The 22,276-nt window shown below is 70.4% G+C and carries 23 protein-coding genes; 7 read left to right on the top strand and 16 right to left on the bottom strand.

All coding sequences use genetic code 11. The features are described 5' to 3' along the window. Positions 1-50 precede the first annotated feature (50 nt). Complete coding sequence (locus tag ABEA10_RS37810; protein WP_345472314.1) at positions 51-869, top strand: FHA domain-containing protein; 819 nt, start codon at positions 51-53, stop codon at positions 867-869. Here the strand turns inward: ABEA10_RS37810 and ABEA10_RS37815 are convergent. The 6 genes from ABEA10_RS37815 to ABEA10_RS37840 form a co-directional block, all read right to left on the bottom strand. Beyond that, on the bottom strand, positions 847-2,019 hold the full coding sequence (locus tag ABEA10_RS37815; RefSeq protein WP_345472316.1) for a glutathione-independent formaldehyde dehydrogenase: 1,173 nt from the start codon (positions 2,017-2,019) through the stop codon (positions 847-849). The two genes, ABEA10_RS37810 and ABEA10_RS37815, sit on opposite strands and share 23 nt — an antisense overlap. Positions 2,020-2,097: 78 nt before the next feature. Further along, complete coding sequence (locus ABEA10_RS37820; RefSeq protein ID WP_345472837.1) at positions 2,098-3,345, bottom strand: RNA polymerase sigma factor; 1,248 nt, start codon at positions 3,343-3,345, stop codon at positions 2,098-2,100. A 1-nt stretch (position 3,346) separates the two neighbouring features. Further along, positions 3,347-3,739 (bottom strand): YciI family protein, encoded by a 393-nt coding sequence (locus ABEA10_RS37825; RefSeq protein ID WP_345472839.1) that lies wholly within the window; start codon positions 3,737-3,739, stop codon positions 3,347-3,349. Positions 3,740-3,914: 175 nt separating this feature from the next. Next, a complete protein-coding gene (locus tag ABEA10_RS37830; protein WP_345472318.1) occupies positions 3,915-6,071 on the bottom strand; it encodes a bifunctional polysaccharide deacetylase/glycosyltransferase family 2 protein in 2,157 nt (718 codons plus the stop codon). Further along, positions 6,071-6,502 carry a hypothetical protein gene (locus tag ABEA10_RS37835; protein WP_345472320.1) on the bottom strand — a complete coding sequence of 144 codons (432 nt, stop codon included), beginning with the start codon at positions 6,500-6,502 and terminating at the stop codon, positions 6,071-6,073. Before ABEA10_RS37835 ends, ABEA10_RS37830 begins: the two co-directional genes overlap by 1 nt. A 359-nt stretch (positions 6,503-6,861) precedes the next feature. Continuing rightward, a complete protein-coding gene (locus tag ABEA10_RS37840; protein ID WP_345472322.1) occupies positions 6,862-7,914 on the bottom strand; it encodes an aldo/keto reductase in 1,053 nt (350 codons plus the stop codon). An 89-nt stretch (positions 7,915-8,003) separates the two neighbouring features. Between ABEA10_RS37840 and ABEA10_RS37845 the strand changes: the two genes are divergently transcribed. Then, positions 8,004-8,330, top strand: coding sequence for a putative quinol monooxygenase (locus ABEA10_RS37845; protein ID WP_345472324.1), 327 nt, complete (start codon positions 8,004-8,006; stop codon positions 8,328-8,330). A 320-nt stretch (positions 8,331-8,650) separates the two neighbouring features. On the opposite strand, the gene ABEA10_RS37850 is transcribed toward ABEA10_RS37845, so the two are convergent. The 3 genes from ABEA10_RS37850 to ABEA10_RS37860 all read right to left on the bottom strand — a co-directional run bounded on the left by ABEA10_RS37850 (position 8,651) and on the right by ABEA10_RS37860 (position 10,928). Further along, positions 8,651-9,910, bottom strand: coding sequence for a D-arabinono-1,4-lactone oxidase (locus ABEA10_RS37850; RefSeq protein WP_345472326.1), 1,260 nt, complete (start codon positions 9,908-9,910; stop codon positions 8,651-8,653). Between the two features lie 68 nt (positions 9,911-9,978). Next, on the bottom strand, positions 9,979-10,113 hold the full coding sequence (locus ABEA10_RS37855; protein ID WP_345472328.1) for a DUF397 domain-containing protein: 135 nt from the start codon (positions 10,111-10,113) through the stop codon (positions 9,979-9,981). After that, the gene (locus ABEA10_RS37860; RefSeq protein WP_345472330.1) at positions 10,110-10,928 is read right to left on the bottom strand and encodes a helix-turn-helix domain-containing protein; all 819 of its coding nucleotides are present in this window, start codon (positions 10,926-10,928) and stop codon (positions 10,110-10,112) included. The genes ABEA10_RS37855 and ABEA10_RS37860 overlap by 4 nt, the downstream gene beginning before the upstream one ends. Before the next feature lie 513 nt (positions 10,929-11,441). Here ABEA10_RS37860 and ABEA10_RS37865 point away from each other — a divergent pair. Then, positions 11,442-12,275 carry a Rieske (2Fe-2S) protein gene (locus ABEA10_RS37865; protein WP_345472331.1) on the top strand — a complete coding sequence of 278 codons (834 nt, stop codon included), beginning with the start codon at positions 11,442-11,444 and terminating at the stop codon, positions 12,273-12,275. 1,300 nt (positions 12,276-13,575) lie between these two features. Here ABEA10_RS37865 and ABEA10_RS51400 read toward each other — a convergent pair. Both ABEA10_RS51400 and ABEA10_RS37870 read right to left on the bottom strand, forming a co-directional pair. Then, positions 13,576-14,172 carry a DUF2817 domain-containing protein gene (locus ABEA10_RS51400; protein WP_425551014.1) on the bottom strand — a complete coding sequence of 199 codons (597 nt, stop codon included), beginning with the start codon at positions 14,170-14,172 and terminating at the stop codon, positions 13,576-13,578. A 393-nt stretch (positions 14,173-14,565) separates the two neighbouring features. Continuing rightward, positions 14,566-15,075 (bottom strand): DUF1360 domain-containing protein, encoded by a 510-nt coding sequence (locus tag ABEA10_RS37870; protein WP_345472332.1) that lies wholly within the window; start codon positions 15,073-15,075, stop codon positions 14,566-14,568. A 169-nt stretch (positions 15,076-15,244) separates the two neighbouring features. On the opposite strand from ABEA10_RS37870, the gene ABEA10_RS37875 reads away from it, so the two are divergent. Beyond that, positions 15,245-16,432, top strand: a complete 1,188-nt coding sequence (locus tag ABEA10_RS37875) for an RNA-guided endonuclease InsQ/TnpB family protein (protein WP_345472334.1) — start codon at positions 15,245-15,247, stop codon at positions 16,430-16,432. 140 nt (positions 16,433-16,572) lie between these two features. On the opposite strand, the gene ABEA10_RS37880 is transcribed toward ABEA10_RS37875, so the two are convergent. From ABEA10_RS37880 to ABEA10_RS37900, 5 genes are all read right to left on the bottom strand, one after another. Next, positions 16,573-17,811 (bottom strand): serine/threonine-protein kinase, encoded by a 1,239-nt coding sequence (locus ABEA10_RS37880; protein WP_345472336.1) that lies wholly within the window; start codon positions 17,809-17,811, stop codon positions 16,573-16,575. A gap of 346 nt (positions 17,812-18,157) precedes the next feature. Further along, positions 18,158-18,949 carry an Fpg/Nei family DNA glycosylase gene (locus tag ABEA10_RS37885; protein WP_345472338.1) on the bottom strand — a complete coding sequence of 264 codons (792 nt, stop codon included), beginning with the start codon at positions 18,947-18,949 and terminating at the stop codon, positions 18,158-18,160. 1 nt (position 18,950) lies between these two features. Next, a complete protein-coding gene (locus ABEA10_RS37890; protein ID WP_345472340.1) occupies positions 18,951-19,439 on the bottom strand; it encodes a hypothetical protein in 489 nt (162 codons plus the stop codon). Then, complete coding sequence (locus ABEA10_RS37895) at positions 19,439-19,780, bottom strand: hypothetical protein (RefSeq protein ID WP_329245167.1); 342 nt, start codon at positions 19,778-19,780, stop codon at positions 19,439-19,441. Before ABEA10_RS37895 ends, ABEA10_RS37890 begins: the two co-directional genes overlap by 1 nt. 136 nt (positions 19,781-19,916) lie before the next feature. Continuing rightward, positions 19,917-20,159, bottom strand: coding sequence for a hypothetical protein (locus ABEA10_RS37900; protein WP_329245165.1), 243 nt, complete (start codon positions 20,157-20,159; stop codon positions 19,917-19,919). 177 nt (positions 20,160-20,336) lie between these two features. Here ABEA10_RS37900 and ABEA10_RS37905 point away from each other — a divergent pair, with 177 nt between their 5' ends. From ABEA10_RS37905 to ABEA10_RS37915, 3 genes are all read left to right on the top strand, one after another. Next, complete coding sequence (locus ABEA10_RS37905) at positions 20,337-20,798, top strand: SRPBCC family protein (RefSeq protein ID WP_345472345.1); 462 nt, start codon at positions 20,337-20,339, stop codon at positions 20,796-20,798. A gap of 117 nt (positions 20,799-20,915) precedes the next feature. Beyond that, a complete protein-coding gene (locus tag ABEA10_RS37910) occupies positions 20,916-21,206 on the top strand; it encodes a WhiB family transcriptional regulator (RefSeq protein ID WP_345472347.1) in 291 nt (96 codons plus the stop codon). A gap of 93 nt (positions 21,207-21,299) precedes the next feature. Continuing rightward, on the top strand, positions 21,300-22,265 hold the full coding sequence (locus tag ABEA10_RS37915) for an LLM class F420-dependent oxidoreductase (protein ID WP_345472349.1): 966 nt from the start codon (positions 21,300-21,302) through the stop codon (positions 22,263-22,265). Positions 22,266-22,276: the final 11 nt, after the last annotated feature.

A 22,276-nucleotide genomic window follows, 5' to 3' on the forward strand; every position in this document is an offset into this window, starting at 1 on the left:
CCCTCCGACGAAGGAGGGCTCGTGATCCGCGCTATGACGGGAGGACACCGGTGAGTCCGCTTCGGTCCATGGACGGCGGCACGAGGTTGCCGGAGAGCCACGGCAGCCTGGCCCGTGGTGTCCCGCCTTCGGCGCCCGGCACGATCTTCACCCTGACCCTCGCCGGGGGCATCGCGCTCGGCTCGGGCGAGGGCCGCGAGGTGATCTTCGGCCGGAACCGGCCCGACGTGCACGTCTGCCTCGGCGAGGACGACCTGCGGGTGAGCCGCAGGCACGGCAGCCTGGTGCACCGCGACCGGCAGTGGTGGCTGCACAACACCGGACGGCTGCCGATCCGGCTGCCCGGCGCGCGGCTGCTGTTCGGGAACGAGGAGCCGGTGCCGCTGGCCGAGGGCTACACGCCGCTGTTCGTCCGGGGGTCCAACGAACGCGAGCACCTGCTCGAGGTGTACGTCGCCGGCGCCGACGGACGGCGACCCGCCCCCCGCCACGAGGACGTCACCCGGCCGCCCAGGATGTGGGCGCTCGACGAGGACGAACGCCTCGCGCTGATCGTCCTCGGCCAGCGCTACCTGCTGCACGAGCCGCGCCCGCAGCCCCTGTCCTGGCACGTGGCGGCCGCGCAGCTCGCCGAGCTGCGGCCGGACGCCGGCTGGACCCGCAAGAAGGTCGAGCACCTCGTCCTCGGAGTCCGCAACCGGCTGTCCGCCGGCGGCGTCGCGGGCCTGACCCGCGCCGAGATCGGCGAACCGGTCGGCAACGCCCTCAACCACAACCTGATCCGCGAGCTGCTCCTGTCCACCACGCTGGTCCCACCGGACCTCGCCGTCCTGGACGAACCACCCGTCAGGGGCGAAGCACGGCCTTGATGACGCCGTCGGAGCGCCGGCCGAAGGCCCGGTAGAGCGCCGGCGCCTCCTCAATCGGCCCGTGATGGGTGACGACCAGGCCCGGATGGGCCCGGCCGGACAGGATCAGGTCCCGGAGCAGCACGGTGTAGCGCCGGTCGTGGGTACGGCCGAACCGCACCGACACGCCCTTGGCGAACAGCATGGCCCACGGGACCGTGAGCCGGCCGTCGGTATGGCCGCGCGGGGCGGGGGACAGGTCCTTCTCGGCGTACACCCCGATGACGCCCAGGTGCCCGGCCGGATTCACCAGGTGGGCCAGGTCGCTGATCACCTGCGTGGGGTTCTCCTCGCCGGGCCGGAGGCGGTCGCGGGCCTGGAAGCCGACCGCGTCGATGCCGGCGTCCACCCCGCTCAGCGCCTCCTCACCCGGCGGCGGCCCGGAGGCGCGGCGCAGGTCGCGGATCTGCTCGACCGGGTCGCCCGCGCGGAAGTCGATGGGGGTGGCGCCGATCTCGGCCGCCTTGTCCAGCCGCTCGGGCACCTGGTCGACGACGTAGACCTCCTCGGCGCCCTTGAGCAGCGCGCTGTACGCCGAGAGCAGCCCGATGGTGCCCGCGCCGAAGACCGCGACGGACGCCCCGGCGGACACCGACGCCAGCTCGGTCGCGTGCCAGCCGGTCACGAACGCGTCGGGCAGCATCGCGAAGTCGTCCTCGTACACGTCGTCCGGCTCACCGGGCACCGGGACGCAGTTGGCGTCCGCGAAGGGCACGCGCAGCAGCTCCGCCTGCGCGCCCCGGTAGCAGCCCATCCCCGCGTAGCCGTACGCGGCGCCGAACCCGCCGGGACGCACGCGCAGGCAGGCCGCGGACAGCCCGCGCGCGCAGTTGACGCACACCCCGCAGTAGAGGTGGGTCGGGATCACCACCCGGTCCCCGCGTCCGACCATCCGTACGGCGTCGCCCACGCTCTCGACCACGCCGAGCGGCTCGTGGCCGAGGACCATGCCGGGCTCGGCGCCCGTACGCCCGTCGTACATGTGCAGGTCGGTGCCGCAGATCGCGCTGGAGGTCACCCGGACGAGGGCGTCGGACGGCTCCTCGACCCGGGCGTCCGGCACGTCCTCGACCGCGACCGTACGGGTGCCCCCGAAGACGACCGCCCTCACCGCATGACTCCGGAATCCCCCATGCCTCATCCGTACCCGCACCGGGAACGCGTCAGGCGGCGCGGAGCACCGGGACGCCTACCGGGTCCCTTCGGCGAGGCGGGCGGCGCGGCCGATGAGGTAGCGGCGTTCGGGCAGGCTCATCGTCAGCCGGGCGGCCGTGCGGTAGTGCTCCGCGGCCTCCGCGCGATCGCCGCGCATCTCCAGCAGGTGGGCCCGGGTCGCGTGCCACCGGTGGTGGCCGGAGAGCCGGCCGTCGGACTCCAGCGCGTCGAGGAGCGCCAGACCGGCCGCCGGGCCGTCGGCCATGGCCGCCGCCACGGCGCGGTTCAGCGTGACCATCGGGTTGTCCGACATGCGTTCGAGCAGGCCGTACAGCGCGAGGATCTGCGGCCAGTCGGTCTCCTCGACCGTGGCCGCCTCGTCGTGGACCGCGTTGATCGCGGCCTGGAGCTGGTACGGGCCGACCGCGCCCCGGGACAGGGCCGCGGTGATGAGCGCGACGCCCTCCGCGATCGCCGCGCCGTCCCACCGGCTCCGGTCCTGCTCGGCGAGGGGCACCAGCTCGCCGGACGGGCCGGTGCGCGCCGGCCGCCGTGCCTCGATCAGCAGCATCAGCGCCAGCAGCCCGGCCACCTCGGTGTCGTCGGGCAGCAGTGCGTGCACCGCCCTGGCCAGTCGGATCGCCTCCCGGGACAGCTCGACGCGGTGCAGGTCGGCACCGGTCGTCCCGGTGTACCCCTCGTTGAAGATCAGGTAGAGGACGTGCAGCACGGACCGCAGGCGGCCCGGCCACTCCTGCTCCGACGGCATGCGGAACGGCACGCCGGAGGCCCGGATGCGCTGCTTGGCGCGGCTGATCCGCTGCGCCATGGTCGCCTCGGGCACGAGGAAGGCCGCCGCGATCTCGGCGGTCGTCAGCCCGCCGACGGACCGCAACGTGAGCGCGATGGCCGACGCCGGGGTCAACGACGGGTGGCACGCCAGGAACAGCACGGTCAGCGTGTCGTCGCGGTCCGCCGCGTACTCCTCGTCGGCGGCCGGCGCCGACCGGCGGTCGTCCGGCGTCCGCCGGGCCACCAGGTCCTCCCGGCGCCGCCGCGCCTGCTCGCCGCGCACCTGCTCGGTCATGCGGCGTGCGGCGACCTGGATCAGCCACCCCCGCGGGTTGGCGGGCACGCCCTCGGCCGGCCACTGCGTCGCCGCGGCCAGCAGCGCCTCCTGCACGGCGTCCTCGGCGGCCTCGAAGTCGCCGAACCGGCGGGAGAGCACGCCGATGACCTGCGGCGCCAGCGTCCGCAGCAGGTCATCGGCTCCCGTCTCCAGGTCAGAGCTCCTCGGTCGGGGCCGCCATCACCGCACGGACCTCGATCGGCATGTTCAGCGGCCGGCCGCCCGGGCCGGGCGCGGCCGACACGGCGGCGGCCAGCTCGACCACGCGCTCGGGCGTCTCGCAGTCGACGATCCACCAGCCCGCGAGGAACTCCTTGGTCTCGGGGAACGGCCCGTCACTGACCACCGGCCGGCCACCGTCGCCCGCGCGTACGATCTTGGCCTGGTCGGGCATGGCCAGACCCTGCCCGTCGACGAACTCACCGGACTTGACGAGCTCCTCGTTGGTGCGCCGCATGAAGTCGAGATGCGCCGCGACCTCCTCCGCCGACCAGGTGTCGATGCTCGGGAAGTCGGCCTGCGCGGCGCTGAACTGCATCAGCATCATGTACTTCACGGTCTCGTCCTCTCCCTGTCGCGCCGCCTTCCGACGCTCTCACCCACAGGTAGAAGCCGCCCGCGGTTTCTCGACATCCTGGCAGCAGATCGCCGGAGAATTCTTCGCGGGACACTCGCCGGCCGCCTCTCGTCCCGTGGGCCTCGGCCCCGGGCGTTCGACGGTCTCAGGCGTTGGCCTGGGACGGCAGGGGGTCTTCCTCGGAGAAGGTGCCGGTGCGGCGGATGACGTGCCAGCGGAGCCGTGCGCCCAGGATCGCGGTGACCAGGGACTGGATGACGACGAGGTACATCAGTTGGCGGTAGACGACCTGCTGGAGAGGGAGCACCCAGAGGGTACGGAGACGCTCACCGTCGAGGTGCAGGGCGTACACGGAGGCCAGTGCCTGGGCGCCCGCGAACGCCAGCCACGACGCCGTCACGGTGACGGGGTCGAGGAAGATCAGGCCGTAGCCGGCGAAGATGTCGACCACGGGTGCGAAGAGGGGGAGCACGACCTGAAAGATCGTCAGGTACGGCAGGCAGCGGCGGCCGAACCGGCCCGAGCGGCCACGCTCGACGAGCGATCGCCGGTGCTTCCACATCGACTGCAGGGTGCCGTAGCACCAGCGATACCGCTGCCGCCAGAGCTGCCGGAGTGAGGAGGGCGCCTCGGTCCAGGCGATGGCGCTCTCCTCGTACACCACGCGCCAGCCGGCGCGGCAGATCGCCATGGTCAGGTCGGTGTCCTCGGCGAGGGTGTCGGTGCTCAGGCCGCCGACAGCGGCGAGGGCGCGGCGGCGGAAGGCGCCGATCGCCCCGGGCACGGTGGGCATGCATTCGAGGACGTCGAACATGCGGCGGTCGAGGTTGAAGCCGATGACGTACTCGATGTGCTGCCAGCGGCCGATGAGCCCCTTCCGGTTGGCGACCTTCGTGTTGCCGCTCACCGCTCCGACCGTGGGGTCGGCGAGTTGCCCGACGAGCTTGCCGATCGTGTCCGGCTGGAAGACGGTGTCGCCGTCCACGAGGACGAGGATGTCGTACCGGGCATGGGCGATGCCGGTGTTGAGCGCGGCCGGTTTGCCGCCGTTCGGGCGGCGTACCAGCTCGACATGGGGGAACTCCTGGGCGAGCCGGTGGCCGATGAACGGAGTGTCGTCCGTCGAGCCGTCGTCAACGATGATCACTTCGATCGGTGCCGGATAGTCGGTCCGCACGAGCGACCGTACGGTGGCGGCGAGGCCGGCCTGCTCGTTGTAGGCGGGAACGACGACCGAGACCGGGGGCGGTGCCGTGCCCGCGGCCAGCCAGGGCTTGGCGCGGCGCCGTCGCTCGCGCCGAGTGCGCCGGACGTGCGTGCGGGCGAAGATCGGCAGTGCCAGCAGCCGCAGGCCGGTGAGTGCGGCCGCCACCGCGAACAGCGCGGCGAACGCGCTCGTCAGCCGGCCGGCGGCCCGCTGGCCGTCGACCAGTGCCGCGCCGGTCACCTTGGCGGTGGTCGAAGCGCTCACGTCGGCGGCCGGAAGGTGCGTCGCCGCGCTCAGTGTGGTGAAGCGATAACCCTTCGCGGACAGGTCGGTCAAAAGCGTGTCCAGCGCCCGTACGGTCTGGGCGCGGTCGCCGCCGGCGTCATGCATCATCACGACCGCGCCCGCTCCGTTCCGTGGGGTCGCGGCCTGGACGATGTGCGCGACGCCCGGCCGTTTCCAGTCGTCGGTGTCGCGGTCGGTGCTCACCAGTACGTAGCCCAGCCGCGCGGCCTCCTGCGCGGCGCGGTACTCGGGCGCGGACATGTCGGCGGTCAACGAGGAGTACGGCATGCGGAGCAGCCGCGTGTGGACACCGGCCGCGCCGGCCAGGGCCCGCTGCGTCAGGCCGAGCTCCAGCCGGATCCGCCACGCCGGCGAACCGGCCATGTCGATGTGGGTGTAGGTGTGGGAGCCGATCTCGTTGCCCTCGCGAAGGGCTCTGCGGACGAGGCCGGGGTGATCGGCGGCGCGCGCCCCGACGACGAAGAAGGTGGCGTGGGCCCGGTGACGGCGCAGTACATCGAGGATCTGCGGGGTCCAGCGAGGATCGGGTCCGTCGTCGAAGGTCAGCGCGATGGTGTGCCGGGGCGCCCGGACGCTCTGCGGCCGTCCGCCGGACAGGTTGAGCACGGGGCCGCCATGGGTCGCGGCGGCCGGCGCCGGGCCGCCGCCGGTGTGGTCGTGCCGGGATGACTCTCCCACCGCGCCGTGGGCGTATCCCTGCAGGAGCAGCCCGGCGGCCAGGATGAATCCGCAGAGGATGAGAAGGATCCAGTGCCCCCGCGGATCACGGCGCCGGCTTCGGCCGGCCATCACGGCTTCCGGGGGTTCGGGCTCTTCGTGCGGCCGTACGCGTGGCCCTGCCCGGGCTGGGCCGACGACGCGGCGGCCGGTGCGGTGGACCGCGCCGTGGTGGGAGCGCTGCCGGGCGAGTGCGCGCCTCGGCTTCGCGCGGTGGCGCCCGGCGTGGGCCTGTCGTCCGGCCGCGGGGTGTCCGGCCGAGCCGCGATCCGGCCATGACGGGGGGCTTCGGCGCGGTGTGAGGACTTGGGATCAGGCCACGGAGCCATGGGGGCGTCGGCCCCGCTGACCAGCCCGAAGGCGACGACCGCGAGGTAGGCGGCGAGTAGACATCCGACGGCGATGCCGACGTTACGGGCAAGCCGCCGGCGCCTGCCCGTCCGGTCGACGAAGACCGGCTCCGGCTCCAGCACCTGCGTCACCCCAGGCCGGTTCTGTCCCATTTAATCCCAATGCTCACAGTTATCCCGATGTCAACACCCTCTCAGCGTCAGAGCGCCCCATGGCGTTACACCCGGAGGCGCTCGTGCGGGTCGGCCGCCCGTCGCGGACGGCGCGGTCGCCGTCCGCCCGCGTTGGGCGGACCTGCTCGTCGCCCGCCCCTGGACGGATGATCTTCGCGACTCCGAGCCGGACGCCCCGGTGGCCGCCGGGGCGTCCGTCGCCGCTGGTCTGTCGGCCTTCCGTGCCGGAGACGAGCCAGGAGTGCCGCACGGCCACGAGGCGCCCGAACGGCGCAGCGGTCCGTGCACGGGCCGTCGAATCCTCGGCGGCGTAAGGCGGCTCCGGGGAACTGCTCGGCCTAGCCGAGGTACGGCCCGAGCAGGGCCAGGTCGGCGGGGGAGAGGCGGTCCCGTGCGGTGGCGGCCTGGTGCCAGTACGGGTAGATCAGCGGCAGCGCGCTGACCTCGTCGATCCGGGCGCGCTCCTCCTCGCCGAGCGTCAGGTCCGCGGCGGCGAGGTTGTCGGCGAGCTGCTCACTCGTACGCGCGCCGATGACCAGTGACGTCACGGCGGGGCGGCCGAGCACGTACGCGAGCGCGACCTGGGCGGCGGACACGCCGTGCCCCTCGGCGATGTCGACGAGCACCTCGACCGTGTCGTACAGCTTGTCCTCGTCGCGGACCGGCGGCTCGTTCCACTCGGTGAGCAGCCGGGACCCCTCCGGCGCCGTACGGCCGCGCCGGTACTTGCCCGACATCAGGCCACCGGCGAGCGGGCTCCACACCAGGACGCCCAGCCCCTGGTCGATCGCGGCCGGGATCAGCTCGTACTCCGCCTCGCGCGCCTGCGGCGAGTAGAAGATCTGCTGGCTGACGAACCGCTGGTAACCCAGGCGGTCCGCGGTGCCGAGCGCCTTCATCAGCTGCCAGCCGGTGTAGTTGGACGCGCCGACGTACCGCACCTTGCCGGAGCGGACCAGCGAGTCCAGCGCCTCCAGGGTCTCCTCGAGCGGGGTGACGCCGTCCCACTCGTGCACCTGGTACAGGTCGATGTGGTCCGTGCCGAGCCTCCGCAGGCTGGCCTCGCAACCGGCCACGATGTGGTGGCGGGACAGGCCCGCGTCGTTGGGGCCGGGCCCCATCGGCATCCGGACCTTGGTGGCGAGCAGCACGTCGTCCCGGCGCCCCTTGACCGCCTCGCCGACGATCTCCTCCGAACGGCCGGACGAGTACACGTCGGCCGTGTCGATCATGTTGACACCGGCCTCGAGGCACATGTCGATCTGCCGCCGCGCCTCGTCGACGTCCGTGTCACCCACGTTGGCGAAGTTCCCCTGACCGCCGAAGGTCATGGTGCCCATGGTCAGCGCCGACACTTTCAGGCCTGAACGTCCCAACTGTCGATATTCCATGGTGCCGATCCTAGACACGGGTCTTGTGCCCCTTCGTGGGCCGTGGGCGGTCTGGCATCGTGGGGCGCAACCGAGTATGAGGAGTTCTCATGATCTTCATCACCGCCAAGTTCCGAGTTCGGCCGGAGGACGCCGATCGGTGGCCGGAGATCGCTCGTGAGTTCACCGAGGCGACCCGCGCCGAGCCCGGCTGCCTGTGGTTCGACTGGTCGCGCAGCCTCGACGACCCGAACGAGTACGTCCTCGTCGAGGCGTTCCGCGACGGCGACGCCGGCGCGGCGCATGTCCAGTCCGATCACTTCAAGACGGCGCAGCGAACGCTTCCGCCACACCTTTCCGAAACCCCGCGCATCGTGAACACCACGGTGCCCCAGGACGACTGGTCCGAACTGGGAGAGATGGCCGTCCCAGACTGACCGGCGCCCGGCATGGTGAGGGGCACCCACACCTGGTCCTGGCGTGGTGAGAGGCACTCTCACCCGGGCCTGGGATGGTGGCGGTACCCTCGCCCGGGCTTGGCATGGTGAGGGGCGCCCTCATCCGGGCCTGGGATGGTGAGGGGCGCCCTCACCTGGTCGGAACTGGGAGAGATGGCCGCCGCGAGGTAACCGGTGCGTGGCATGGTGAGGGGCACCTTCATCCGGGCCTGGCATGGTGAGGGGCACCCTCACAATCGCGAGGGTGCCATCCCGCTGCCGCTGCTGCCTCCGGGGCCTCTGTGCTGGTCGGCTCGTGTTCAGGTTGGTAGATGGCGGGTGAGGAACGCGTTGGTGAACTTGCCGGTCGGGTCGAAGCGGTGCCTGAGCGCATGGAAGTCGGGTAGGCGCGGGTAGGCCGCGCGCAGCGCCTCGGGTGCGGTGGTGAACAGCTTGCCCCAGTGCGGCCTGGGCTCGTACGGGGCGAGGCACTCCTCCAGGGCGGCGAGCACCGGCAGCACGCCGTCCAGGTCCTTCACCCAGGTGAAGTGGATGCCGACCGAGTCGCGCCCGTACGCGGTGCTGAGCCACAGGTCGTCCGCCGCGATGGTGCGGATCTCGGAGATCTGGAGTACCGGGGCCACCCGGTCGCGGATCGCGTCCACCGCACGCAGGGCCTCGATGGCACGCGTGCGGGGCACGAGGTACTCCGACTGGAGCTCGACACCGCTGCTCGGCGTGAACTCCGGCCGGAAGTGCGGCAGCCGCGCGAACCAGGGGCCCGGCACGCCGAGCTGCTCGGTGCACGGCGCGGCGGAGATGCCGGGCACCGGGTGCCGGGGCTCGCCGGCCGGCCGCGCGGTGAACCAGTCCCCGGGCGGGCTCGCGTCCTGGTCGGCGCGGCGCTTGATCCACACCTGGTCGATCGTCGGGCCGCGCCAGCCCGTGAAGAGACTGACGCTGTACGCGCTGGAGAAGACGTCGTCGAAGTGCTCCTCCAAGGTCGCGAACGGCAGGCCCTCGTAGACGTACTGGCGCATGTCGAAGGCGGGCACGATGTCCAGCGTCACCGTCACCACGACGCCGAGCGTCCCCAACCCGACGACCGCGCCTTCGAACCCCTCGTCGCCGCGGCGCAGCGTGACCAGGTCACCGTCGGCGGTGACGATCTCCATCCCGGCCACGGCGGCGCTGAGGTTCCGGTTGCCGTCGCCGGAGCCATGGGTGGCCGTGGCGATCGAACCGGCCACCGAGATGTGCGGGAGCGAGGCCAGGTTGCCCAGCGCGAACCCCGCCTCGTGCAGCCGCCGGCCGACCTCCGCGTACCGCAGGCTCGCCCCGACCCGGACCGTACGGGCGGCGCCGTCGATCTCGAAGACCCCGGGCAGGGCGGACGGCGACAGCAGCACTCCGGAGGTGTCGGCGATGTCGTTGAAGGAGTGCCCGCTGCCGAGCGTCCGCACCGTGGAGCTTCTCGCCACCAGCGCCCGTAGCTCGTCGAGCGAGCCAGGCCGCTCCACCCGCTCCGCCTGGAAGGTGACGCTCCCCGCCCAGTTGGTCAGTCCACCGGACACCGACATCCCCGCCTTTCATTCGCTTCCAGGGCAAGGTATCGGTGACCGGGCGACCGACCACCGCCCCGTACGACTCAGCGACCGATGCCGCCGCCCGCGAACCGCGCCGTCAGGGCGGCGACCTCCTGCCGGGAAACCGGCGCCACCTCGACGCACGCCTCGTCGTCGACCGCAGTGCTGGCAGAGCTCTTACGCCACTGCACCGTCATCCGAGTGCCTCCAATCGCCGTTCGATCAGAACGCGCGAGGCGTCTTCGGACGCCGCCTTCTGTCCGATCAGGTCGAAGTCCAGCCGGAACTCTTCGACCTCGTCACACAGCTCGATCAGCCGACCGCCTCGCCGGGCTCCAGCGTAAGCAATATCGCGCGAATCGACAGTAACGATGCGAAACGGACCGTCCTTTCCTACATGAGCGCCCGCCGATCGTGGAACGACCCGGACGAAGATGTGCGGCCGCTGCATCAGTTCAAGCAGGTGACGGAGCTGCGCCTGCATGACATCGACGCCGCCGATGTCGTCGTCCAGGACACTCTCGTCGAGTAGCGCCCAGACGTAGGGTGGATCCGCCCGGTCCAGGATCGAGGCTTGTCGCTCCATCCTGGCCTCGAGGGTTCCTTCGAGATCCTTGGCTTTGCTACTCGCCAGCAGCAGCGCTCGTGCGTAACCCTCGGTCTGGAACGGGCCTGGAATGACCTGACCCTGGTAAACCCTGATCGCTCGGGCGACGGCCTCGTATGCGCTGATCGACTGGGCCCAGTCCGGGTTGTGACCGTTTCGGGCGTACCAGAGCAGCAGTTGGAAGAGGCCACCGGTCCGGAAGTGCTTGTCGATGATCTTCGCCTGTCGCTCGTCGATCTTTCTCCGGCCGGCCTCGATGTTGGCGACGGACGACGGTGCGGCACTGGCGATCTTGCCCCACTGCGCCTGCGACAGGCCGTTCTTCTCGCGCTCCCACCTGAGCAGATGGGCGAGCATGTGCCAAAGAGAGATCTTGGGATTGAGCGGCTCTCGCACGATCGGCATTTATCTTCCCCGCATGTCTAGCTGACCGTTTGATACGGAGGGTAGAAAACGCGGATACGACATGTAAATGATTTATGAAAATTTCTAGAGTCCGGCGAGGTGGTGGAATGGAAAGAGCCACTCAATGAAAGTGCAAGGCGCACTGATGCGGCAGTAAGCTGCCAAGGCAGCATAATTTATATATACGCAGATGAGGCTGGCGATCTCGATATGACCGGATCACCCGATACCTTCACTTTACGGAGGTAGCACTGCGGGTAAGTGAGCCTGGGGACACGCTCTACGTCATCGCGGCCTCGCTCTCGGACTCGCCGAAAGACGATGAACGCCCGGCAGGCGCTCTCCGACGTGTACGCAGACTGCCGGAGGCCGACAAATCGTCCTTTGCGTCTGGGGCGCTCCGCCGGCATGGGGAATTTAGGTCGCCGTACGGCCTGTGTGGTGTGTCGAGGGCGCGGCACCGGTCGTGCGGCGCTGATGGTTCGATCACGGGTGTGGGGGAAGCGGCCTCTCATGGACATCCTTAACAAGCTGGAGGACGCGGAAGTCCTCGATCGCGTCGTGGAGCCGACGCAGAAGGTGGCGCGGCGGCTGCCTCGCGGGCCCGTGCGTGACACTCTGCACGGCACCTGGCTGGGGCATCCCGTTCACCCGATGCTCGTCCAGGCCTCCGTCGGGGCCTGGCTGTCCGCAGGGGTGCTCGACCTGTGGCGCGGCGGTGACGACGCCGCCCGGCGGCTGGCCGCGTTCGGGCTGCTGATCTCGGCGCCCGCCGTGCTGGCGGGTACGGCCGACTGGTCCGAGCAGCACGAACAGCAGATGCGGGTCGGTGTCGTGCACGCGCTGGCGAACGGCACCGCGATCGGGCTGTACGGCGCGTCGCTGCTCGCTCGTACGCCCGCGCGTCGCCGGGCGCTGCGGTACGCGGGTCTCGGCGTGGCGAGCATCGGCGCGCTGCTCGGCGGGCGCCTGTCGTTCCGCCAGGCCGGAGGGGTCAATCACGCCGAGCCGGTGCCGCACCTGGTGGAGCCCGGCTGGCACGACCTCGGCACGTTCGCCGATCTACCCGACGGGCGGCCGGTGCGCAGGATGCTCGGCGAGGTGCCGCTGCTGGTGCTGCGGCGGGGCGAGGACACCGACGTGCTGGCCGACCGGTGCAGTCACCTGTCCGGGCCGCTGTCCGACGGCGAGATCAGCGACGGATGCGTCACGTGCCCCTGGCACGGCAGCGTGTTCCGGCTGTCCGACGGCTCGGTCGCCCATGGCCCGGCCACCGCGCCGCAGCCGGTGTTCGAGACGGAGGTACGGGACGGCGTGCTCCGGGTGCGCCTGCCCGGCGCGGGCTGATCGCGAGGCCCCCGGTCGATCAGCCCTCGGCCGACTGCTGCAGCTTGGCGTAGGCGAGCTGCAGCCAGTCCGCCGCCGCCACCGCGGTGACCGTCGCGCCGAGTCCACATCCTGGGCGTCACCGCCAACCCACCGGTGCGTGGACGGCCCAGCAGGCACGGAATCTGCTGATGGACTTGGGGGAGCGCGCCGATCAGGTCGCCTTCTTGATCAGAGACCGTGGCGGCAAGTTCTCTGGAGCGCACTACAACGGTCATCGGGCTCACCAATCCCCGTGGCAAGGGCAGCCGCTGCACACGTCCGGCGAGGGTGACACGCCCGTGCGCCTTGATAGCTGATCGGGCAACCAAGAGAGAGTAGGTGGGATTAGGCGGAAGTATTGCCCGCCTTAACTATTCGTAAATTCTTGACCTAGTTTGTCCATAACGTTTAGGCGGCATGTAAGGCCAATCGTACAATTGTGGTGACGAGATTAATTTTACCCAATATTCGAGGTTCTCTCGACGGAAGAGTAGCGGAATTGGGATCGAAGTTGGATAATAGAGATATCGGCCAGCAAATGGCGTTACGCGCATCGGCGCGTTTGCCTCATCTAATTGGCGATAGCAGCTATCGATGCTCATGAGTCGAGGCGGAAAAGCGAGGGATAGGTCGACGCTACTTTCGGTGTTGGTCCAGGAGTAATCCGGTCTGATAGATGCGTTTCTTTGGTCAGTGCGGTCATCCGCTGGCCTAAAAGGAGGAATCATGTGTCTGTCGCGAACGGTCGTTACCTCGGCGGCCCTCACGGTCATCCTGTGTTGTCCAGTAGCGTCTGAGGCGTCCGCGGCGCCCGGCTCGGCGAGAACGACGGCCGCAATGGCGGCGAGTTCCCTCGCGGAGCCCACCGCCGAATCTCCTTACCAGAGCGGCTATACAGACGGGTATGCGGCTGGCGATGAACATGTCCGGCAATACTGCGACGCGACCTTCGGCATGCCACCTCCGTGGCAGGGAGATCGAGAAGGGGCGTACTGGAAAGGCTACTGGGACGGCTGGTCCGACGGAGGTAACGCTGGCCAACAGAAATATTGCCATGCTCCCTGATTTCCTTAAAGCGTCCACCTGAAGCTTGGGCTCTCCGCACTATGAGTCTGAGAGGTGACACTCCGCTTGTCTGTGGAGCGCTTTTTGGCGACCCGCGTCAACGAGCGCTCGGGCAGCCCCACCTGGCGAGCGAAACGTCGCTCGGTAGCCTTCGGCCCCTGGGAGGTGTCGATCACGGAATCAGCGCAGCGGCCAAACGGGTCTCCGGCTCTGATTATGGTCCTTTACCTGCGAAGTCAGCCGACCCTGGTGGCCCGAGAGGACGCCACCCGGCGGGAAAGTTCCGATTGAGATCAACGCTGTGGGCGTTGCCCCGCGTCCGAGCCGCCATCCCATCCGGGTTCAGTGCCGGAATCACCCATAGGTCGGCGTTGGCCGGAGCGGGGCCGGCTGCCGGCGCACGGGCGACTGCGACGCCCGCTGATTCATCTCCGTGGATGCATTCGACGACCAACACCCTCCGAGGGCTGGCCGGATCGCCGAGTTCGTTGGCGACGACGAGGCGTCCGTCGGCCGACCTTCCAAGCAGTATGGCACGTCGGACCTTCGGGGACCGTGGGGTGGTGCCATGAACAGAAGTCCGCTCCTGTGGCTTACTGGCGCCACTGGACGCAACACACGCCGCCATTGGCGACAGCGCCAGTGCGATAGCCGGCGGCCAGACTGCGCAATCCGGCGAGGTTGCGGGCGGAGCGCCATCCCATCCATCGGCCACAATAACGACAGTACCCGGAAGGTGCACCAAAACGACATTCGCGGTATGTCTGCGTCCGATTGGGATACGCCTCGCTCCGGCGTTGCCCGGGTTCATATGCGGTTGTCGCGCTCCGCTTGGCCTGATCGTTAGGGGGCACTCATATGGAGCGTCTGCGGTGGTCGAATGTAAGTTCGACTCGATCGAGTCAAGGAAGATTTACCCTTCCCAAAGTACTTGGCGCGTTTAACGTCCTAGCGCTGCGATGATGCCGATCGGCAGACTGCCCTCATTACGACCGGCGGCACGATCAGCGCTGATGGTTCGGTGAGATTGGCGAACATCAGCCGGCTCCCCCATCCTGCGTCGGCTTCGGCTTCGGCTCGACGCCGAACTCCAGCATCGACTGTGTGGGATCGGCCAGCAGCCCACGGGCCTGGTCCAGCAACACCCCCAGCTCGGCTCCGGTGCGGCTGCCCGGCGCGGGCTGATCGCGAGGCCCCCGGTCGATCAGCCCTCGGCCGACTGCTGCAGCTTGGCGTAGGCGAGCTGCAGCCAGTCCGCCGCCGCCACCGCGGTGACCGTCGCGCCGGCGAAACGGGTCGTGCGCGGGGCGAAGATCATGCCCGCGGCGTAGGCGGTCGCCACCCACTGGGCCAGGCAGAACGGGCACGAGATGAGCTCGCCCACCGCGTGCCGTACGCCGGTGCCACGGGCCTCTTCCTTCAGCTCCGCGGGCCCCGACACGCCCGCGTAGCGGGTGAACGGCGCGCGGATCGGGCTGGTGACCGGGTCTTTGGCGAGGGTCCGCGCGATCCGGTGCGTGGTGATCGCCATCAGCGCGACGTCCCGGAGGCCGAGGTCGGGTGGGCGCCGTCCGGTCAGCCGCGCGACCAGTGCGCCGCCGCCGACGGTGAGGCCGTAGACGGCGAGTGTCGCCGCGTACGATCCCAGCGGGCGGTCCTCGCCCTGGCTGTACTCACGTCGCTCCTCACGGGCGGCGTCGGTCACGGTGTTCATCTGAATCCTCCAAGGAAACCCCGCCGTTTAGGGCGGGGAGGAATCGAGCCCCTGCGGAGCAGGGCATAGGTAGCCGAATCGCCGCCACGGCGATTCGGCGTCCACCTCCCGAAAACCCGTACATGGTTACACGCTGACACGATAGTTTGCGGTCTGTGACCACCTCCGTGTGAAGCGTGCTTTCAAGTACCGCTTCTATCCCACCGATGCGCAGGCAGCGGAGCCGTCGCGCACGTTCGGGTGCGTGCGGAAGGTCTACAACCTGGTGCTGGAGGCCCGCACCGACGCCTGGAAGTCGCGGCGGGAACGCGTCGGCTACAACGCCACCTCCGCGATGCTGACGGCGTGGAAGAAGACCGAGGAACTGGCGTTCCTGAACGAGGTGTCCAGCGTTCCGCTGCAGCAGGTGCTGCGGCACCTGCAGACCGCGTTCACGAACTTCTTCGCCAGACGGGCCAGGTACCCACGGTTCAAGGCGAAGAAGAAGTCCCGTAAATCCGCCGAATACACCGCCAGTGGGTTGCGGTTCCGGGAGGGGACACTGACCCTCGCCAAGATGGCAGAGCCGCTGGGCATCGTCTGGTCGAGGCCTCTTCCGCAGGGCGTGAAGCCTTCGACGGTGACGGTGTCTCAGGATTCGGCGGGGCGCTGGTTCGTGTCCCTGCTGTGCGAAGACCCCGGCATCCAGCCGTTCCCCGTGAACGGCAACGCGGTCGGGGTGGATGCCGGGCTGGAGCATCTGCTGACGTTGTCCACCGGGGAGAAGGTCACCAATCCCCGGCATGAACGCCGGGACCGCGCCCGGCTCGCCCGGGCGCAGCGGGCGTTGTCGCGTAAGGCCAAGGGTGATGGGTCCAACCGGGCCAAGGCACGGCGGAAGGTCGCCCGCGTCCACGCGCGGATCGTCGACCGGCGCCGTGACGGTCTGCACAAGCTCACCACTCGACTCGTTCGTGAGAACCAAACGATCGTGATCGAGGATTTGACTGTCCGGAATCTGCTGAAGAACGGCCATCTGGCCCGCGCCATCTCCGATGCCGCGTGGAGTGAGTTCCGAAGCATGCTGGAGTACAAAGCGCGATGGTATGGCCGCGAGGTGATCGTGGTCGATCGCTGGTTCCCCTCCTCCAAACTGTGCTCGGCCTGCGGCACCGTGGCTGACACGATGCCCCTCAACGTCCGCATGTGGACGTGCGGCTGCGGCGCGACTCACGATCGGGACGTGAACGCGGCGAAGAACATTCTGGCCGCCGGGCCGGCGGTGTCGGCCTGTGGAGCCGGTGCAAGACCTCAACGGGACTCCTCCCGGTCGGGGCTGTCGGCACTGAAGCAGGAAACCCCACGGCGCGAGCCGTAGGACCCCCCTCACTCACGAGGGGGAGGAAGTCAAGATCCTCTCCTTCCGCGCCCCCGCCCCGCGCTACCCCGTAAGCCCTGCCCCATGCCGGGTGTGCCGATGCGGCTCCGCGGCAGACGGGTGGACCGGATCCGCCCGGCTCAGCCGCCCCCACCCCAGCTGAACCGCCAGCCGGAGTATGGGGGAGAGGTGTTCGGCGCGCCGGACATCGTGCACCAACTCGGGCGGTTGCCGGAGCAGGACATCCAGAGGGCGCCGCCGGGCAGGCGCGGCGGCCGGTGCGGGGTGGGCCGGGTGCGCCGTGCGGTCGTGCGCGGACGGCCGTACAGCGCGATCGCGGCGGCGTTGGAGGAGCGCCGCGGACGGGGTTTCGCGGGCGGGGCGGCCGGGCCCTTCGGCCTGGGTGGCGGCGGTGCGGCCGGTCGTTCGGTGGCGGCGGGCACCACGATGAGGATCGCCGCGAGCACGAGCAGCGCCGATACGAGGGCGCGGCCCCGCCCCGGGCGCGGGGGCCGTACGTGGTGCGGCACGACGGGAGGGGGCATGGTCGCCGGACTGGCCGGCGCCGCCAAGACCGGAAGATCGTCCGGCTCGGCGTGCGCGGCGAGCCGGACGACGAGGTCGGCGGCGGACGGGCGGACGGCGGGGTCTTCGGCGACCGCCGCGTCGACCAGGGCGCGCAGCGGTTGCCGGAGCGCGCCGGTGTCGACGGGCCGGAACCGGGCGGGCTCGCCGGGCGTGGTCTCGCGGTAGGGGCTCTGGCCCGTGGCGGCGTACGCGACGAGGCAGCCCCAGCCGAAGACGTCGCAGGTCGGGCCGGGCGTGCCGCCGGTGAGCAGCTCCGGCGCCAGCCACCCGGGGTTGTCGGCGACGGCGCCGATCTCGGCCGGATCGCCCGGGATGTGCTCGGCGACGCCGAAGTCGAGGATGCGCAGGCCGTTCTTGGTGAACACCACGTTGCCGGGAGCCAGGTCGCCGTGCATGACGCCCGCGGCGTGCACGGCGGAGAGGGCCTGGGCGAGGTCGGTGGCCAGGGCCGTGACCAGCGCGGGTGCCAGCGGGCCCTTGACGTCGACGATCTGTTCGAGCGAGGGACCGTCGAGGTGCTCGCTGACGAGGTACGGCGGGGTGTGATCCGTGCCGTCGTCGAGCAGCCGCACCGAACAGGAGGACGGCAGCCGCCGCGCGCACGCCGCCTCCGCGCGCAGGCGGGCGCGGACCGGTTCGGGCTCGGCGGCGGCGCCGGGGTGGGCCGTCTTGACGGTCACGAGCCCGGAGCCGCGCCCGTGCGCGACGTAGACGAGCCCGGCACCACCGGACCTGAGCCGCCCGGCCAGCCGGTGGCCACCGACCGCGACCGGATCCTCGGCCTGGAGCAACTGCGCGCCAGCGGGGAGAGTGTCGTTCCGAAAAGCCTGGAATAGCGCTGGTGTCTTCACGTATGCCTCTTTCGACCGCACCGATCTCGGAGGTCTGGGGACTCTTGATGGTGCTACGCACCGCAGTCATCCGCAAGCGGAACGTCGTCAAAGGTGTGAATGATTCGGGAGAGCGACGATCTTCCGGAAGAACCCGCGTGAGCGGATCTCGGGAGGGAGGGCCCTGCACGGAACCGCGAGTTGCCTACCCGCCTGCCCATGGACCTCATCGACCGGCCACCCATGAGGCGGCCGGTCGACGTCATCGTGGTGTCGTTCCGCGGATCTCGGGCCGCGGGCGGTTCCGTCAGCGGGACTCCGGCTCCGGCTGGCAGCGGGGGCACCAGACGGTGGTGCGGCCGGCGGCGCGGCCGTGCGACAGACGGGCGCCGCAGCGGGGGCAGACCGGGTCCGGGTCGCCGCGGCGGCCGGTCAGCCACGTACGGCGGCCGGGGACGCGGCCCGTCGGAATCGCCCCGCGCAGGACACGGCGCATGGCCCGGTGCAGCGTGGCGAACTCCGCCTCGGTGAGGCCGTCGCCGCGCCGGCGGGGGTGCACGCGCGCACGCCAGCAGATCTCGTCCGCCAGCAGGTTGCCCAGGCCGGCGAGGGCCGACTGGTCCATCAGTGTCGCCTTGACCTGACGGCGGCCCCGTACGACCTCGGTGAACTCCTCGCGGCCCACCGTCAGGGCGTCCGGGCCGAGCGAGCCGAGCAGCCGGTCGGCGTCCGTGCGGTCGGCGGCGAGCCAGATGCCGCGCAGCTTGCGCATGTCGCGGAAGCGCAACTCGCCGTCGGGCAGGACGAAGGTCACCCGGTCGTGGGCGTGCGCCGGTGACGTGCCGTCGTCCCACACCATCGCGCCGGTCATGCCGAAGTGCAGGAGCAGGACCGGGTCGCCGGACAGCGGCACCGCCAGCCATTTGCCGTGGCGTTCGGGCTCGCCGAGCGACAGCCCGGTCAGCGTCGCGGCGAGCTTCTCCGGCCAGACGCCGCGCAGCACCTGCGGGTCGTCCACCCGTACGGAGCTGATCCGCCGGCCGGTGCCGTGGTCGGCGACGACGCGGCGGAAGCCCTCGACGTCGGGCAGCTCGGGCACGTCAACCGGGGTACCGCCGCCGGATCAGGCGGTCGTAGGCGATCGCGGCGACCGCGCCGTAGGCCAGGTGCGGCACCGCATCGGAGATCCAGGACGAGGCCGGCCAGTCGCGCGGATCGGTCAGGCCCGCGGCGGTGGCCGGGGTGTCGCTGCCGAGCATCGCCACGACGCCGAGGGCGAGTGCGCCCGCCGCGACCTCGCCCGCCGAGGACCGGGTGCCGCCGACCAGGCCGTCCAGCAGCCCGTACGCGGCGCTCACCCCCACGCCCACGCCGATGCCCAGCAGGCCCGCGAGCCCCTGGCGGCGGTTCGCGGCGGTCTCCTCATCGCCGAGGTCCAGGCCGGCGCAGTCCGTGGCGCGGCCGGCCAGTTCCTCCGGTATGTCGCTGGCGGGCCGCCCGCGCACCGCCATGTCGACGTACGTCACGGCGTTCAGCGCCGCCGTGCCGGCCGCTCCGGCCAGCACTCCCGCGATCAGGTGGTCTCTCATCATGCATCCCCCGTGGACGACGTTGTTCGCTTCCCTCCCCGCGTCGGCGCGGCGCTACCCGGCCGGCGGGAGCCGGCGTCGGGGGTGCGCGGACCACGGCAGACGAGCGGGACGGCCGGGGAGATGCGGACCGGGGCCGGCCGGGAGGCGGCCTTGGCCTGGAGACGCTCGACGACGAGGTTCTCCAGCATCTGCGGGGTCAGCCGGACACCGAGGTGGTCGGCGCACGCGATCGCGAGGTCGAACTGCCGGTTCACCTCGACGGCCTCGTGCGGAAACCGCGCCAGCAACCGGACACGGACCTCTTCGACGGACTCGGTGTGCTGCCGGCGGACCGCCATGTGGTCACCACCTCTCGACCAGTGAGACGCCGTCAGCGGGCGACGCTGACCGGCCGGAGCCTCTCGCTACCCGCGGCGGAGGCGATCAATCTCGATTTCGAGAGATTCACCGACGGTGACCGGGACGGCCGGCCGCTCACCGGCTGTCGTCGTGCTCCTCCGCCCGGCGTACGCCCTCGTCGTCGGGCGGCAACGCGTCGGGGTGCCCCACGTCCACGCCGGGCACTCCCGTACCGCCCGCCTCGTCCTCCTGCCGGGACATGCCCTCCTCCTCCGGCGGGACGGTACGGCCGCGGGCGTCCGACCCGCGGTTCACCGGGGCGAACCGGCGGTCGTCGGTCGTCTCGGGTTCGTGGCCAAGTTCTTCTTTTTCGGTCATGCGCCCGCCCTACCCCCTCCGGGGGACGTTGATTCAGCGCCCGTGGCGCCTGTGGGTCAACGCCCTGGTCAGCGGTGCTTTTGCCCGACTTGGAGGGATCTTGGCACGTCCTGTTTGTCCCAGGTGAGCCCGGGTAGCGCGAGCCATGTACCCGAACACGAACAGTGGAGGTACACGATGAGTACCGTTACCGAAAGTGTGGACGTCAACGTACCGATCCATACGGCGTACAACCAGTGGACGCAGTTCGCGGAGTTCCCGGAGTTCATGGAGGGCGTCGAAGAGGTCAACCAGGTCACCGACACGATGACGCACTGGCGCGTCAAGATGGCCGGGGTGACGCGTGAGTTCGACGCGCAGATCACCGAGCAGATCCCCGACGAGCGGGTCGCCTGGCACTCCACCGAGGGGCCGGAGCACGCCGGTGTCGTGACGTTCCACCGCACGGGTCCGGACACCACGCGTGTCACCACGCAGATGGACGTCGACCCCGAGGGGTTCCTGGAGACCGCCGCGGACAAGGCGGGGCTGCTCAAGAGGCGGGCCAAGTCCGACCTCAAGCGGTTCAAGGAGTTCATCGAGCGCCGGGGCCACGAGACCGGCGCCTGGCGGGGCAACGTCGACCGCCCGGAGCCCTGATCCAACGGGAGGCGAGGCCGTCCTCGCAGGGGGACGGTCCTCCCTCTCACCCCTCTGGCCCCGCGCACCACCTGAACGAGCGGGTACGCCCGCGAATCTTCCCCGAGAGACGGAATCATGACCACCACGCTCATCGACATGGCCCCCGCGCCCTGGATGACCGAGGGCGCCTGCCGGGACGAGGATCCCGAACTGTTCTTTCCGATCAGCGCGAGCGAGGTCGGCGCCGACCAGGTCGACCGGGCCCGCGCCATCTGCGAAGGGTGCCACGTGCAGGCCGAGTGCCTCCGCTACGCCCTGGCCAACCGCATCGCGCACGGCATCTGGGGCGGACGCACCGAGCAGCAGCGCCAGTCCCTGATCAGAGCCCGCAGGCGCCGCCGCCTGAAGATGCGGACCCGGCCGTAACCCTCGAATGCGTGACGCGTGCCCGGGTAGGGCTCGCCGTACCGGGCCGTACCGGCAGACGCCCGTAGCACGGAGGAGGGAAGGAACGCCGAGATGACCGCTTTCGGATACACGATGATGTGCGAACAGGCACCTCCCGACCAGCTGGTGCGCGACGTCCGCTCGGCCGAGCGGGCCGGCTTCGACTTCTCGGTGATAAGTGACCACTACCAGCCCTGGCTGCACTCCCAGGGCCATTCCGGATACGCGTGGTCCGTCCTCGGCGCCGCCGCCCAGGCCACCGAGCGGATCCCGCTGATGACGTTCGTGACCTGCCCGATCGTCCGCTACCACCCGGCCGTGGTGGCCCAGAAGGCGGCGACCGTGCAGATCCTGTCCGGCGGGCGGTTCCGGCTCGGGCTCGGAGCGGGGGAGAACCTCAACGAACACGTCGTCGGGCAGGGCTGGCCCCTGGCGGGCGTACGCCACGAGATGCTCACCGAGGCGGTCGAGGTGATCTCCAAGCTCTTCGACGGCGGCGACGTCGCCTATCGGGGCGAGTACTTCGACGTCGAGCAGGCCAGGCTCTGGGACCTGCCGGAGACCCGCGTGCCGATCGGCGTCGCGGTGTCCGGCAAGAGTTCGTGCCGCCTCGCCGGCGAGAAGGCCGACCTCATGATCGCGACGGAGCCCAAGCGGGAGCTGGGCGAGATGTTCGACGCGGCCGGCGGCGCGGGCAAGCCCCGCGTCGGGCAGATCGCGGTCGCCTACGACGCCGACCGCGACGCCGCGGTGAAGCGCGCCCATGAGCAGTTCCGCTGGTTCGGGCTGGGCTGGAAGGTCAACGCGGACCTCGTCGGCCCGACCGCCTTCGAGGCCGCGACGGAGTTCGTCACGCCCGAACAGGTCGCCGAGCAACTGCCCTGCGGCCCGGACGTCGACGAGCACGTCCGCAAGATCAAGCCGTTCGTCGACGCAGGTTTCGACGAGATCGCCCTCGTCCAGATCGGCGCCGACCACCAGGACGAATTCTTCGGCTGGGCGGAGCGTGAACTCCTCCCGGCCCTGCGATCCCTTTGAGGGGGCCCGAC

Source organism: Actinoallomurus oryzae (assembly GCF_039541955.1).
Classification (GTDB): Bacteria; Actinomycetota; Actinomycetes; order Streptosporangiales; family Streptosporangiaceae; genus Actinoallomurus; species Actinoallomurus oryzae.